This window comes from Paenibacillus mucilaginosus 3016, assembly GCF_000250655.1.
Classification (GTDB): Bacteria; Bacillota; Bacilli; order Paenibacillales; family NBRC-103111; genus Paenibacillus_G; species Paenibacillus_G mucilaginosus.
The window spans coordinates 7,143,843-7,158,309 of record NC_016935.1; the positions used below are offsets into that span (position 1 = coordinate 7,143,843).

General features: G+C 60.1%; 15 protein-coding genes and 1 pseudogene. 2 read left to right on the plus strand and 14 right to left on the minus strand.

Annotated features, from left to right (window positions below):
- Window positions 1–257 precede the first annotated feature (257 nt).
- The 5 genes from PM3016_RS29415 to PM3016_RS29435 form a co-directional block, all read right to left on the minus strand.
- The gene (locus tag PM3016_RS29415) at window positions 258–941 is read right to left on the minus strand and encodes an MgtC/SapB family protein (protein ID WP_013920090.1); all 684 of its coding nucleotides are present in this window, start codon (window positions 939–941) and stop codon (window positions 258–260) included.
- A gap of 190 nt (window positions 942–1,131) precedes the next feature.
- Complete coding sequence (gene pheA / locus PM3016_RS29420; protein ID WP_013920091.1) at window positions 1,132–2,016, minus strand: prephenate dehydratase; 885 nt, start codon at window positions 2,014–2,016, stop codon at window positions 1,132–1,134.
- The gene (thrB, locus tag PM3016_RS29425; protein WP_014371943.1) at window positions 2,013–2,978 is read right to left on the minus strand and encodes a homoserine kinase; all 966 of its coding nucleotides are present in this window, start codon (window positions 2,976–2,978) and stop codon (window positions 2,013–2,015) included. Before thrB ends, pheA begins: the two co-directional genes overlap by 4 nt.
- 70 nt (window positions 2,979–3,048) lie before the next feature.
- The gene (locus PM3016_RS29430) at window positions 3,049–4,335 is read right to left on the minus strand and encodes a homoserine dehydrogenase (RefSeq protein WP_014371944.1); all 1,287 of its coding nucleotides are present in this window, start codon (window positions 4,333–4,335) and stop codon (window positions 3,049–3,051) included.
- Between the two features lie 57 nt (window positions 4,336–4,392).
- Window positions 4,393–4,866 carry an ACT domain-containing protein gene (locus PM3016_RS29435; RefSeq protein ID WP_014371945.1) on the minus strand — a complete coding sequence of 158 codons (474 nt, stop codon included), beginning with the start codon at window positions 4,864–4,866 and terminating at the stop codon, window positions 4,393–4,395.
- Window positions 4,867–5,006: 140 nt separating this feature from the next.
- On the opposite strand from PM3016_RS29435, the gene PM3016_RS29440 reads away from it, so the two are divergent.
- Window positions 5,007–5,510: an NUDIX domain-containing protein gene (locus PM3016_RS29440; RefSeq protein WP_014371946.1), complete on the plus strand. Its 504-nt coding sequence runs from the start codon at window positions 5,007–5,009 to the stop codon at window positions 5,508–5,510.
- A gap of 218 nt (window positions 5,511–5,728) precedes the next feature.
- The gene (locus tag PM3016_RS29445) at window positions 5,729–6,562 is read left to right on the plus strand and encodes an ABC transporter ATP-binding protein (protein WP_014371948.1); all 834 of its coding nucleotides are present in this window, start codon (window positions 5,729–5,731) and stop codon (window positions 6,560–6,562) included.
- Window positions 6,563–6,760: 198 nt separating this feature from the next.
- Here PM3016_RS29445 and PM3016_RS29450 read toward each other — a convergent pair whose 3' ends face one another.
- The 9 genes and pseudogenes from PM3016_RS29450 to PM3016_RS29480 all read right to left on the minus strand — a co-directional run bounded on the left by PM3016_RS29450 (window position 6,761) and on the right by PM3016_RS29480 (window position 14,467).
- On the minus strand, window positions 6,761–7,843 hold the full coding sequence (locus PM3016_RS29450; RefSeq protein ID WP_013920097.1) for an anthranilate phosphoribosyltransferase: 1,083 nt from the start codon (window positions 7,841–7,843) through the stop codon (window positions 6,761–6,763).
- An 81-nt stretch (window positions 7,844–7,924) separates the two neighbouring features.
- The gene (gene nasC, locus PM3016_RS29455) at window positions 7,925–10,054 is read right to left on the minus strand and encodes an assimilatory nitrate reductase catalytic subunit NasC (protein ID WP_013920098.1); all 2,130 of its coding nucleotides are present in this window, start codon (window positions 10,052–10,054) and stop codon (window positions 7,925–7,927) included.
- 63 nt (window positions 10,055–10,117) lie between these two features.
- Window positions 10,118–11,350, minus strand: a complete 1,233-nt coding sequence (locus PM3016_RS29460) for an MFS transporter (RefSeq protein WP_014371949.1) — start codon at window positions 11,348–11,350, stop codon at window positions 10,118–10,120.
- A 315-nt stretch (window positions 11,351–11,665) separates the two neighbouring features.
- Complete coding sequence (gene obgE / locus PM3016_RS29465; protein ID WP_013920100.1) at window positions 11,666–12,967, minus strand: GTPase ObgE; 1,302 nt, start codon at window positions 12,965–12,967, stop codon at window positions 11,666–11,668.
- 22 nt (window positions 12,968–12,989) lie between these two features.
- Window positions 12,990–13,436: a hypothetical protein gene (locus PM3016_RS29470; RefSeq protein WP_238540663.1), complete on the minus strand. Its 447-nt coding sequence runs from the start codon at window positions 13,434–13,436 to the stop codon at window positions 12,990–12,992.
- 9 nt (window positions 13,437–13,445) lie between these two features.
- Window positions 13,446–13,502 (minus strand): annotated as a pseudogene (locus tag PM3016_RS41205) (hypothetical protein); the annotation flags it as partial.
- Window positions 13,499–13,639, minus strand: coding sequence for a hypothetical protein (locus PM3016_RS38935; protein ID WP_187297977.1), 141 nt, complete (start codon window positions 13,637–13,639; stop codon window positions 13,499–13,501). The gene PM3016_RS38935 and the pseudogene PM3016_RS41205, both read right to left, overlap by 4 nt.
- A 166-nt stretch (window positions 13,640–13,805) precedes the next feature.
- A complete protein-coding gene (gene rpmA, locus PM3016_RS29475; RefSeq protein WP_013920102.1) occupies window positions 13,806–14,117 on the minus strand; it encodes a 50S ribosomal protein L27 in 312 nt (103 codons plus the stop codon).
- 14 nt (window positions 14,118–14,131) lie between these two features.
- Window positions 14,132–14,467, minus strand: a complete 336-nt coding sequence (locus tag PM3016_RS29480; protein ID WP_014371950.1) for a ribosomal-processing cysteine protease Prp — start codon at window positions 14,465–14,467, stop codon at window positions 14,132–14,134.

Here is a 14,467-nt window from a genome sequence, read left to right on the forward strand (position 1 = left end):
GCAGCAACCTAGGCATATGACCATCCCGCCGCGAAAAAATCCCCGCAGGCACGCGGGACAACCCCACAGGAGCCTGCCCGGAAGCCGCTTGGGCCGGCGCGCTCCCCGCCATGCCCTGCATTCACCCGCTCTCCCCGATCCGCTTTTCCACGTACAGAACGTTTTTCTCCGCCGAAATCGCACGCCAAAAAAACGCCGAACCGCTCCGGCGTCTTCCTTTACTCCCTTTCCTTTTCTCCCTTTCCTTTTCCCTTGTTCTAGGAACTCACGTCTTCGACTTCCACATGCTGCACCTGCTTAAGCCGCTTGATATTGTAGTAGATTGCGGTTGTGCTCCGGTTGGCCGGTGCCACCACATAGAAGTGCACCCGCTGCCGGTCCCCCTCGATGTCCTTGATTTTCAGGTGCTTCAGCCCGTATTCTCTGTCCATGTAGGCCACAAGCTCGCTCAGCTCCTCGCACCCGAGGGCCTCCACTTTGACCGATACATACTTCTCGCGAAGCTGCTTGGGCCCGAGCAGCTTGACGACGACCGGGAACAGGTTCACCGCGAGCATGATCATGGCGACCGCCGCGAACGCCTCCTGGTAGAAGCCCGCCCCGGCCGCGATACCGAGGGCCGCCGACGCCCAGACCATCGCCGCCGTCGTCAGCCCGGTGATGACATCGTTGCTGCGCCTCAGGATCGCCCCCGCCCCGATGAAGCCGATGCCGCTCACGATCTGGGCGGCCAGACGCATCGGGTCCATCTGCGTATACCCTTTGATGCTGAATTTATCCACGGCATAGATCGATACGATCGTGAGCAGGCAGCTCCCGACTGCAATCACCGTACTCGTTTTCATGCCGAGCGGCTTCTGCCGCAGCTCCCGGTCGATCCCGATGAGCAGTCCGAGGAACAAGGCTACGGCGAGACGCAGAATCATTTCGGTGTTGAGCAATGTGCTGGCCTCCTCTGCTGTGCAGGTTCCTGTCCTTGATACGCAGGGCGCGTAGTATCCCCATTTACCCGGTTTGTCCCCTTTTGCACCAAAGCCTCCTTCGGAGCCCCGTCCCCCCTGCCGCCTAACGGCAAAAAGAGCCCGCAGCTCCGTGCGGACTCCTCGATCATTTCTCTATTCTTGCTTGACTCTATCCTTCTTTAACCTCTTTGTCGTAGGCAAACACGGGATAGCAGCCCATGATGCGCACCTGGCAGCCGATCGCTTCGATCTCCTGGAAGGCCGCCGGCAGCAGCACGGTGTCCAGAGACTCTTCGATATCAATGTAGAAAAAGTAGCTTCCGAGCTTCTTCTTCGTCGGCCTCGACTCGATCTTCGACAGGTTGATCCGCCGCCAGGCGAACGCGGAGAGCACCTGGTGCAGGGCTCCCGGATAGTCCTCGGGCAGCGTTACGAGGATGGTCGTCTTCATCCGGCTTCCCCTGCGGAGCTCCGGCTTCTCCGGGCCCACCAGCACGAAGCGGGTGAAGTTGTTCTGGTGATCCTGCACGCCCGCAGCCAGCGTCTGCAGCCGGTAGAGCTCGCCCGCACCGAGAGGGGCCAGCGCCGCAACCGACGCGTCCTCCCCTTCGCGGACCAGCCTGGCCGCTTCGCCGTTGCTGCCGACGGGCTCCAGCTCCACATGCGGCAGGTACCTGCGCAGGAACTGCTGGCACTGGGCCATGGTCACCCCATGGGAGTAGACCTTGCGGATCCGCGAACAGGCGCGCTCCAGATCGTCCCCATCTTCTCCCCCGTCGTAGAGCCGAAGCAGGTTGATCGAGATCGGGTACACCCATTCCGCCTGGATCGGCAGATCCACTTCATGCACCAGGGTGTCGACGTGCAGGGAGACGGACCCCTCGAACGTATTCTCGATCGGAATGACGCTGTAGTCGGTCTGGCCCTGCTGCGTCGCGCCGAAGACATCCGGGATGAGCTTGTAGTTCACGAACTCGAACGCTTCCCGCCCGAGATAATGCAGTGCCGACTCCTCTGTATACGTGCCCGGTCCCAGGAGAGCGACCTTCTTCATGCCCCCACCCCACTTCTCAGGGACTTCACCCAATCAGCCAGATCTTCCTCCGGCTGCACGGCGCGGACCGTCACGCCGGACGGCTCGGGACTCAGCCACAGGGCGGTGCACTCGATCCCTTCCCGCCCGAGCGTCTCCTTCAGATAGCCTTCGAGTTCCCTCTTGCGGGGGCTCGTGCGGTCTACGAGCGTGAAGATCGTCGGCCCCGCTCCGCTGAGGGCCGCACCGAGTGCGCCGTGCTCCGCGGCGTTCTCGAGAATGTCCGCGAGACCGGGCACCAGGGAAGCCCGGTACGGCTGATGCAGCGCGTCCTTCATCGCGCGCGGGATCATGTCGAGCCGCCCGGTGCAGAGGGCGGCCACCAGGACCGAGGAGTGGCCGACGTTGTAGACGGCCCTCTCCAGGGTAGTCTGGCGCGGCAGCACGCCCCGCGCCTTCTCCGTCGAGAGCTGGAAGTGCGGGATGGCCACCAGCACCTCCAGCTGTTCGTGCGGCTCCACGCGGATGTGCTCCGCCCGCTCCCCGTCCCAGAAGGCGACGACGAGGCCGCCGAAGAGCGACGCCCCGACGTTATCGGGATGTCCTTCGAGCTCCGTGGCGATCTGGAACAGCTCGTCGTCGCTGAGGGGGCTGCCGATCAGGGCATTGGCTCCGGCAAGAGCGCCGACGATCGCCGCCGCACTGCTCCCGAGCCCCCGCGTCAGCGGGATATCGCTGTACATCGCGATCTCGAGCTCCGGGTGGGATACCCCCGCCTTGTCGAATACCATCTGGGCCACCTTGTAGATCAGGTTGCTCTTGTCCGTCGGCACCCCGGGCATGCCTTCGCCGATCAGGCGGACCGAGGTCCGCTCCGCGAGGCTCATATCGATCCAAGCATACAGGTTCAGCGCCATGCCGAGCGAGTCGAACCCCGGTCCGAGGTTCGCCGTCGACGCAGGCACCCGTACGCGCACTTTCATCCTTCCGTTCTCCACACTGACTGCTCCTATTCCTTCAAGCTGCCGGATGGCTTCATGAAGCCCCCTGGGCTCAGCCTTCCACCCGGTATACGCTCTTGATCGACTGTACGACATCCATCGCTTCGAACTGCTCGAGCACTTGGTTCATGGCCGCCTTGTTGGCGTCATGGGTGATGATGATGATTTCGGCGAACGGATTGACCGCATTCGGATGCTGCAGCACCGATTCAAGAGACACGCCGTATTCAGCGAACACCTGCGTGATCTGCGCCAAGACGCCGGCCTTATCCTCCACATGCAGCAGGATAAAGTTCTTCGAAGCGATCTGCTCGTCGCTCTTCAGCTTCTTCTCATTGTAGGAGACGAACCCGCGGCGGCCGACGATGCCGAGGTTCAGGTTGCGCACCACCGCCACGAGGTCGGCTACGATCGACGTGGCCGTAGGCAGCTCGCCTGCGCCCGCTCCGTAGAACATCGTCTCGCCTACGGCTTCCCCGTGGACATAGACTGCGTTGAAGACGCCGTTCACGGAGGCCAGCGGATGGGACTTCTTCACCATCGTCGGCTGGACGGAGATCGAGATGTGCTCATCCTCACGCTCCGCGATGCCGAGCAGCTTCACTTCGTAGCCAAGCCGCTTGCCGTAAGCGATGTCCTCTTTGCTGATCTGGAAGATGCCCTTCACGGCAACGTCCCCCAGAGCCACTTCCGTACGGAAGCCGAGCGTGCTCAGGATCGTCATTTTGCGGGCCGCATCGAAGCCTTCGACATCCGACGTCGGATTCGCTTCGGCATAACCGAGCGCCTGGGCTTCCTTCAGCACCTCGGCATAGTCCGCGCCTTCCTGGCTCATCTTCGTCAGGATGAAGTTCGTCGTCCCGTTGACGATGCCCATGATCTTCGTAATGCGGTCGGACGAGAAGCTGTCGGTCAGCGTCCGGATGATCGGAATGCCTCCGGCCACGGCCGCCTCGTAGAACACGTCACAGCCCTTCTCCGCCGCCTTCGCCATAATCTCCGGTCCGTGCAGCGCCATCAGGTCCTTGTTCGCCGTCACGATGTGCTTGCCGCGCTCGAGCCCCGCCAGAATCAGCTCCTTCGCCAGCTCAATGCCTCCCATCACCTCGACGAGCACGTCGATCTCCGGGTTCTCGACGACATCCCAGGGGTTGTCTGTCAGCAGATCCGGGGACACGCTGATATTCCGGGCCTTGCTCTTGTCCTGCACCAGAATCTTCACAATCTCGATCGGCGAGCCGGATTGGCTCGTCAGATCATGCTGATGGTTCTCCACAATACGGACAACACCGGTTCCTACCGTTCCGAGACCGAGCAGTCCCACATTAATCTTTTTCATCGTATTCCTCCTGCACGCTATAGTCAAAAAAATAATAAAGTATGGGGCTCCCGTCTTTTATCCCTGGCCCACCAGCACAGCACGGCTCACGCCGTCCAGCCGGTGCAGCCTCTCGAGCAGTTCCGTCACCGTATCGTTCATGACGGAGGTCTCCACGGAAACCACCACGTTCGCCACTCCCTGCAGCGGGATGCTCTGATGGATCGTCAGCACGTTGCCTTCGAGCTCCGCGATCATCGCCAGCACCTTCGACAGGATGCCCGAACGGTGCTCGAGATCGATCGAGACGGTGACGATCCGCTCGCGATCCAGCTTGCTCAGGGGGAAAATGCCGTCCTTGTACTTATAGAAAGCGCTGCGGCTCAGCTCCACCTGCTCGACGGCCTCGTGCACCGTCCTCACTTCCCCGCGGGCGAGCAGCTCCTTGGCCTGGACCGTCTTGATCAGCGCCTCGGGCAGGATATCCTGGCGAACCAGGTAGTAGCGCTCCATGCCCTGAAGATTCAATCCTGTCGCCTCTTTATCCGGCACCCGAACCGTCCTCTCTGCGTAGACGATTGTTTTTGCTTAGTGGACATTATAACCCAGCCACCCTCCATGAGCAATAGGCTTTCCCTTTGAAAATATGTTAAAGTTGTAAAAGGAACCTGACCCGCAAAGGAGAGAATGTCATGATCCGCGCCCGCATGCTCGCAACTGCCGTATTATTCCACGACGGGGACCTGCTGATGATGAAGCGGTCACCGAACCGCACCCTGTCGCCCGGGATGTGGGCTGCCGTCGGCGGCCACCTGGAGCCCCACGAGATCAATGACCCCGAAGCCGCCGTGCTGCGGGAGATCCAGGAAGAGACGGGGCTTCTGCCCGAAGACCTCGAGGAGCTGCGGCTGCAGTACATTCTGATTCGGCTGAACGAGCAGGAGATCCGGCAGCAGTTCATTTATACCGCCCGGACGAAGCGGCGCGACGTTAACCTGACGGAAGAAGGCGAGCTGCACTGGATCCCGCGGGCCGAAGTGATGAACCGGTCGATTCCCTTTATTTTCCGCCGGGTGCTTCAGCATTATTTTGACCGCGGGCCCCACCCGCACGTCTGGGTCGGTACGGCCGGCTACGACAGCGCAGGGACGGCCACCGTTCACTTCACCGAGCTGGTGGACCCGCAGCAAGTATAGGAACAAGGGGGATGCACAGCGTCCGGGGACCCGCCCGCCGCCCGAAAGTGGGCATGACGAAGGCGGCATTCGGGATCAACGGCTCCCTGTTTGAACCCAAGCCCGGCCTGCTTCCCGCGCCGCCCCTTCGCCGATCCGGCCGGACGGGCGGCGTTTTTGGCTTGGCCCGCACCGGGAAGAGCCTATGAATGACCACGATCACAGGGAGATGAGAAACCGTGAACCCACAGAGAGAAGCAGACACGGCTTATGGGGATTATGCACTGCGCATGCAGGGCATCCGTTATGTAAGGGAAGACCGCGAGCTCCTCGCGGGAATCGATTGGGAAGTGCGGCGGGGCGAGCACTGGGCCCTGCTAGGGCTCAACGGATCGGGCAAAACGACGCTGCTGAACATGATCTGCGGCTACCTGTGGCCGACGAAAGGGAGCATCGAGGTGCTGGGGGAAACCTACGGAAGCGTCGACCTGCGCGACATGCGGCGCTCGATCGGCTGGGTCAGCTCCTCCCTGCAGGAGAAGCTGTATGCCAGCGACAGGACGGAGGCGGTCGTGCTCAGCGGCAAATACGCCACGATCGGCCTCTACGACCGGCCGGAGGAGAAGGACGTGCAGAAGGCTCTCTCGCTGATGGACCAGCTCGGCTGCGGGCATCTGGCCGGACGTCCTTACCAGACCTGCTCCCAGGGCGAGAAGCAGAAGGTGCTCATCGCCCGTGCCCTGATGGCCTCCCCACGCCTGCTCATCCTTGATGAGCCCTGCAACGGGCTGGATCTCTTCGCGCGGGAGAACCTGCTGGCCTCCGTCGAAGCGCTGGCTGCCGGGCCCGGGGCTCCGACGCTGCTGTACGTCACGCATCATACTGAAGAGATTCTGCCTCTCTTCACGCATACCCTCCTGCTCCGCCGGGGGGAAGTGTTCGCCGCCGGACCGACGGCCGAGCTGCTGACCGCAGGGCCGCTCTCGTCATTCTTCGAACGGCCCGTCGACGTTCTGACGCGCAGCGGGCGCGCCTGGCTGGCGCCCTCCGAAACCGGAGCCTTCGCAGAATAAGCGGCGGGTGCAGGCGCCCTGCCATCAGACCCCCGGATCACGGCCGTCCCGTTCAGGATCTCTTTGCCGCTTCGCCAATTGTTGGCCGGGCGCCGTCATACTCACCAACGCATACAGGGCTGACCGGGCACGCGGATGCAAGAGCGTGTGCCCGGTCAGCCCTGCGGCTGTTCCATGCTGATTTTGTATGCTTCGCTGCTATCCGTTCGCCTGCAGCCGCGAAGGGAACGCGCTGCGGGAGCTGAGCTCCTGCCACTTGCCCAGCAGCTTCTGGGCTTCTTTGCGCTGCAGCAGCGAACGGGCCAGCCCGAAGCCCTCCTCATAGGAAGCAACCTTGTCGAACCAGTAGAGCCGCAGCCCGGTATTGAAGATGACATGCTCCCTTTCGTTGCGGATATCGGCGGAATCATCGCCCGCGATGATGCGCCTCAGCAGCTCAAGCTGGCGCTCCTTCGTGCACTTCTCGAGCGGCTCCCCGCTGAAGCCGAAGGTGGCCGGATCGATCGTGCTCGACTCATCCCCCCAGGGGGTGACTTTGCGGATGGAGCTGTTCTTGTAGGTCGGCAGATCCTCCGAGCCTTCGACCCCCTGGACAATGTACGCCGTCTCGAAGCCGGACTTCGGCAGGAGGTGGATCAGATGGTCCATCGCGGTCTTGTGGTTGACCCCGATCACCATATTCAGGGAATGCACCGGGTTGATCACCTTCTCCACCGTATTCAGGAAGGTCCGCAGGCCCACCTGCTCCCGCACATGGCGCACCCGCCCGAACGGCGGACAGATGAGATCCGTCCAGATGAAGCCGATGCCGAGGGTCAGAAAGTTCTTCTCCCACTCCTTCGCCTCCAGCTCGACGCGAACCCCAAGTCCCTCCAGAAGCTCCTTCAGCGACTGCCCGAGCTTCGGCGGCAGCGACTCGCTGCCGTGCAGCACCTGCGGAAACCCGACGGAAGCAAGCAGCAGACTGACCGGGATCGTCACCGGAAAATAGAGCCGCCCGTCATAAGGACCGGCGCAGTTCAGCGAATGCGAGAAGGAGCGGTACGGCAGCGAGTATTTGCGGAACACGTCGATGAAGCCCATCATCTCGTCATCCGCTTCGCCTTTCATCCGCATGGCCATCAGGAAGGCTGCGGTCTGGGCGTCCGTGGACTCGCCCCTGGCGATGGCGTGGGCGGCGGCCACCGCTTCGTCATAGGTCAGATGACGGGACCCCAGCCGGCCGGTGCCGACAATTTTGATCCACTGCTTCATGATGATCACCTCCGGAAGAGTTTCCATAGGAAAGGCTCCATACGAAATGGAAAAAGAGCGCGTGGATACGCGCTTTTAAAAAAGGAAGAGGTCCGCTCAAGCCCCTCTTTAGTTCGGTGAGATCGATACCGCGCATACCTTGAACTCCGGCATCCGGCACACCGGGTCGAGCGCCGGGTTCGTGAGCCGGTTGACGCATTGGTCACCGCCCCAGTGGAAGGGCACGAACACCGTATCCTGGCGGATCTTCGCCGAATACTTGACCTTGAGGCGGATCGTGCCCCGCTTCGAGGTCACCTTGGCCCGGCCTCCGTTCACGAGGCCGATCTCCCCCGCCGTATCCGGATGGATCTCCAGCAGCGGCTCCGGATACTTGGAATTGAGCTCGGAGGTGTTGCGGGTCTGCACCCCGGACAAGTAGTGCTGGAGCACCCGGCCTGTCGTGAGCAGGTAAGGGTATTTGCGCGTGGCGACCTCCTTCGGATTCTGGTGCTCGATCGGCGCCAGCCTGGCGCGGCCGTCCTCGTGGGCGAAGCCGTTCTCGAACATCCGGGGCGTTCCCGGATGGCCTTCCTCCGGACAGGGCCAGAACATCCCGTGCGACTGTTCGATCCGCTCATAGGTCATGCCCGAGTAATCCGCCTTGCCGCCCTTCGAGGCGATCCGCAGCTCCTGGAAGATTTCCTCCGCCTTGGTATAGCGGAAGTACTCCCCCTTGCCGAGCACCTCGGCGATATCGCAGAGAATCTTCCAGTCGAGCCGCGCCTTGCCCGGGAGCGGGCGGATCGCCCTTCTCACCAGAACGCGCCCTTCAAGCTGCGTCATCGTGCCCTCGTCCTCAAGGTACGAGGAGCCCGGCAGCACCATGTGGGCCAGCTTCGCCGTCTCCGACTCGAACAGGTCGATGACGAGCAGGAAGTCCAGCTTCTTCAGCGCCTCTTCCACGAGCGCGGCATTCGGATTCGACACGATCGGGTTCGAGCCCAGGATGATCAGTCCCTTGATCTCCCCCCGGTTGATGCTCTCCATCATCTCGTAAGCCGACACGCCCTTGCGCGGAAGCGACTCTTCCGGAACGCCCCACACCTTGGCGATATAAGCCCGGTGCTCTTCGTTCTCGATCAGCCGGTACCCCGGCAGCTGGTCGGCCTTCTGTCCATGCTCGCGTCCGCCCTGGCCGTTCGCCTGGCCGGTCACGGCCCCATAACCGCAGCCGGGTTTGCCGATTTTGCCTGTGAGGAGCACCATGTTCAGGAAGTTGCGCACGTTGGCCACGCCGCTGGCATGCTGCTCTACGCCACGGGCCGTGAAGATCATGCCCGTCTCCGCCGCCCCGTAGATTCTCGCCGCTTCCACGATGAGCTGCGGGGGGATGCCGCAGAGCGCCGCCACCTCGGCCAGGGAGACCTTCTTCAGGTGCTCCTCCAGCTCGGCGAAGCCGGTCGTCCGTTCTTCGACGAAGGCGCGGTCCACGTAGCCTTCCTCCAGCAGCACCTTGAGCATCCCGTTCGCCAGTGCGGCATCGTAACCGGGTCTGACCTTCAGGTGAATGTCCGCGATGGAACAGGTCGCCGTCTCCCGCGGATCGATCACGATGATCTTGCAGCCTTCCTGCCTCGCCTTGCGGAACGTCTGCATGATCGTCGGCTGGCACTCGGCGATGTTCGTACCGGCCAGGATGATGCACTTGGCCAAAGGCACCTCGGACAGCGGATTCGTCAGTCCCCTGTCGATTCCGAAGGTCAGGTTCGACGCGCCGGCCGCCGCCGACATGCAGAAGCGGCCGTTGTAGTCGATATGCTTCGTGCCGAGGGCCACCCGGGCGAACTTGCCGAGCAGGTAGCACTCCTCGTTGGTCAGCGAGCCGCCCCCGTAGACACCGACGGCATCCTTGCCGTACTTGCGCTGAATCTCCGTCACCTCGCTGCGGATCCGCCCGAGGGCGTCCTCCCAGGTAATCGGACTCAGGGTGCCGCCGATGCGCAGCATCGGATAGCGGAGCCGGCGGTCGTCCACCGCGTGGGAATGAGCATTCAACCCTTTGACGCACAGGCGGCCGTCCGTCACCGGATCTTCCTTATTAGGGGTGACGGAATAACGGCTTACCTTAATCGACTTCTCCTCATGGAGATTCATCGTACACTGCACGCTGCAGTAGGGGCACTCGGTTTTGGTCGTTTTTTCACGCGGAGGCTGGACCGCCTGCTGTTTCTGAAAATGTCTCAAAAAATCGCTCATCAGACTCACTCACCTTACTGTCACCCGGATGGCCTTTTGATGAAGGAAAAGGAACCGTCAGGTTTAGAAGTTTACTCCCGAATCGGCTGTGGCCCAATCCTTGCGCCAGCTCCGGGTTACGGCATAGAACACAAGGGTGACAACCAGTACGATCGAGGCTACTACGATAAAGCCGGTTACGTGCGAGCCGGTCGCCTGCTTCAGAGGGCCGAGCACGTTGTTCGGAAGAAGGAATCCGCCCAGGCCCCCGGCTGCGCCGACAATCCCGGTCACGACTCCGATTTCCTTGGAGAAGCGCTGGGGAACAATCTGGAAGATCGAGCCGTTACCCATACCGAGGCAGGCCATCATGATGCTTGTGAGGGCCAGCATGACCATGAAGCTCGAAGGCATCGTGGACACGGCGAAGGCACACATGCAGACCACCGAGTAGAGCACGAGCATGAATTTCATTCCGCCGATCCGGTCTGCGATGTATCCGCCGATGGGCCGGAAGAAGCTGCCTGCGATAACGGTGATGGTGACGAGATAACCGATCTGTACCCGGGTCAAGCCGCCTTCAATACTCTGGTCGCCGTATACATCATAGAAGAAGATGCTGAAATAGCTGGAGAAGCCTACGAACCCGCCGAAGGTGATGGCGTAGAAGATGCTGAACCACCAGGTGTCAATGTTCTTCAGGACCGCAAGATAATCGCGGATTTTCTTCGGTGCCGGTTGATTCGGCGCGTCTTTGGCCATCAGGAAGTAGGCTACGAATACGAGAAGCAGTGGAATGATCGCAAGGCCGAAGACGTTATGCCAGCCGAACTTCGCTGCCAGCTGCGGTCCGAAGAAGGTCGCCAGGGCCGTACCGCTGTTGCCTGCGCCGGCGATGCCCATCGCCAGACCCTGATACTGCGGAGGATACCAGCGGCTGGCCAGCGAGAGGGAGACGGCGAAGCTCGCACCGGCGATCCCGAGAAGGAAGCCGAGCGCCTGCACCTGGCTCAGCGAGGTGCCGCCAAGCCATCCCCACATCAGAGGAAGGATGGTAAGTCCCATACCGATCATTCCCGCCTTACGGGAGCCGATCCGGTCGGCCAGGATGCCCATCGGAATCCGGAAAATCGAACCGCCCAGCGTCAGAATGGCCACCATCGTCGCTTTCTGCGCATCCGTCAGGTTGAAATCCTTCGTGATGTACAAGGAGAGCGCACCGCACAAAACCCAAATCATAAAACTGACATCAAAGTAGAGAAATGCTGACAAAAGACTTGGGAAATGACCTGCCTTACGAAAGTTTTTTACGTCCACTCCACTAACCTCCCATAATTTTAACTCTTTTGTACCTTATCTGTCTAGTTCGTGTAAGGATTAATTACATGTTTATAATATACAGCCGAAAATCAGAAAATTCAATCCCCTTTCCGAAAAAAAGTTCATTTTTTCCTGTCAATTCGGAGTCATATTTCTTGATTACCACACATTATCCCAGAATTCACGAACATTAAAATTAACATCTATATATAACGTTCGTTTGTTAAGCACTTACACAAAAACAAAGACACCAACCTCACATGTATGTTACATGTAAGATAGGTGCCTTAAGTTCATTCCGTCGCCCGTTTTTTATTCCTGCTCCACAAATTCGAACTCAAAATCGCCGATCCGGATGGTTTGTCCGTCTTTGGCGCCGCGCTCACGCAGCGCTTTATCAATACCGCGTTTGCGGAGAATGCGGGCAAACCGCATTACCGACTCATGCGTACTGAAGTTCGTCCGCTTGATGAGCTTCTCGATGCTCGGTGAATCGACTACGAACGCTTCGTTGTCGCGCCGGATCGTGAAGTCCTGATCCTCGTTCGCCTCAAGGCGGTAAACCTTGCGCTCCGTAATCTCCGGCAGCTCTTCGACCACCGGTGTCTCCGGAATCGACTCCAGCAGATCCATGACTTTGTACAGCAGCTCCTGTACTCCGCTCTTCGCCACAGCCGAGATGCCGTAGACGGCGTAATCCTTGCCGGTCTCCGCCAGACGGCGGCGGAACTCGGCCAGGTTCGCCTCGGCCTCCGGCAGATCCATCTTGTTGGCCGCAATGATCTGTGGACGCTCCTCGAGCTTCGCATTGTAGAGCCTCAGCTCATCGTTGATCTTCTCCCAGTCGTCGAAGGGATCGCGGCCTTCCGTACCGGCCATATCGACGACATGAAGAATGATCCGCGTCCGCTCGATGTGGCGGAGGAATTCGTGGCCGAGACCTACGCCTTCATGCGCCCCTTCGATGAGACCCGGCAGGTCCGCCATGACGAAGCTGCGCCCGTCCCCGACATCGACCACACCGAGGTTCGGCGTCAGGGTCGTAAAGTGGTACGCCCCAATCTTCGGTCTTGCGCCGGATACGACGGACAGCAGCGTCGATTTGCCCACGCTCGGGAATCCGACTAGCCCCACGTCCGCCATCACCTTCAGCTCCAGCACGACCCAGCGTTCCTCGCCTTCCTCGCCATTCTCTGCGATCTCGGGCGCCGTATTGTTCGTCGTTGCAAACCGCGTATTCCCGCGTCCGCCGCGTCCGCCCTTGGCGATGACCACCTCTTGGCCGTGCTTCGTCAAGTCGGCGATAATCTCCTGGGTATCGTCATCGACAACCACGGTGCCGGGGGGCACACGTACGATCATATCATCCGCATTGGCACCGTGCTGGCTCTTGTTGCGCCCCTTCTCCCCGCGCTCCGCTTTGAAGTGCTTCTGGTAGCGGAAGTCGACAAGCGTCCGGAGACCTTCATCCACACGGAAGATGACATCGCCTCCGTCGCCTCCGTCACCACCGGCCGGACCGCCTTCAGGTACATATTTCTCCCGGCGGAACGCTACGAGTCCGTCCCCTCCGTCGCCGCCCTTGACATAGATCTTCGCTTTATCTACAAACATTGTCCTTCACCCTCTTTATCGGTCACTCTGCGTAACGCCACTCGGACGTCCATACAGCCTTGCCTTCACAGTACACTGCTCCGAACTGAACAGCACCCGTGGAGCCGAGTCCGGCGGTCAGAGCCGCTTCCCTGCCCTTCATCCGCTCCACGGCATACGGTCCTTCGTATTGTATCGCAATGGTCAATCTGGAAGCTTCCCCATCCCGGCTCAAGTGCAGATCCAGCAGTCCCTGGCCATCTGCAAAAGACCTGGCTTCCTCCTTGAAACACTCCAGAGCCTGAACCAGGGCCGCCGCCGCGGCCGACGGATTCTGCAGTTCCGGAAGCCGGATTTCCTCGTTCATGGAAATCTCCAGCTCCAGCTCCTTGACTTCCGACTGGAATGAAAGCAGATATACAATCAGGGAGGGGATCCCGAGCTTGGAGACATACCCTTCCTGTCGAACCTTCTCTTTTATTTTTTCCATGAGGGGCGGCAGTTTATCATACTTTTTCAATTGGACATAAGCCATCAGAAGCTGGATGTCATTCATCCAATCGTGCCGGTAATGATTAAACAACCGAAGCAACCGGCTGTCCGGGTCGCCAGGTCTGCACCTGCCTTCTCGTCATCGACCGCCTGCCTCGCCCCTTCTTCCAGCGTCGTATCCAGGACCCTATCCTGGTCCATAAGCGTTCGACATACCTTGACCTCTCCGTTCCGGTACAGGTGATATGTATAACAGTATAGCATGAGGATGCCCAAAATTCACGGTCCGCCCCTCCCCCCTGAGACGAAGAAACCCCCGGCAAATTCATTCGCCGGGGGGTTCTCTATCCATAGATGGATGGGAATATTACACTTCCACCGCTGCAGCCACCGGAGCAGCTGCCACAGGGTAGACACTTACTTTCTTGCGGTCACGGCCAAGACGCTCGAACTTCACTACGCCTTCGACTTTCGCGAAGAGCGTGTCGTCGGAACCGATACCCACGTTGTTGCCCGGGTGAATCTTCGTTCCGCGTTGACGAACGAGGATCGAACCTGCAGTAACGGTTTGACCGTCTGCACGCTTCACGCCAAGGCGCTTCGCGATGGAGTCACGACCGTTCTTCGTGGAACCTACACCCTTCTTGGATGCGAACAACTGAAGATTTAATTGTAACATGTCTGTCTACCTCCTTACTTGTCTGATGTGGTGGTGATTGCTATATATGCACCGTATGATTGTTGAATCGAATCCAGCATCACTGCCATACTCTCCAGCAGGAGCTGCACTTTCTCATTGCGTTCCGCCGAATCGAGGGAAGGCACCTTCACATGCAGCAGACCATGATCCATGTCCGCTTCCAGCTCCAATCCCGTCAGCGCTTCGACGGCATTCACCGTACCCACGGTCACAGCGGATACGCCGGCACAGACAATATCCTTGCCCGGCTCGTCGTAGAACGCATGACCTTCCACACGGTAACCCGTAATCCGACCGTCAGCCTTCCTATGAATCGCCACGCGAATCAT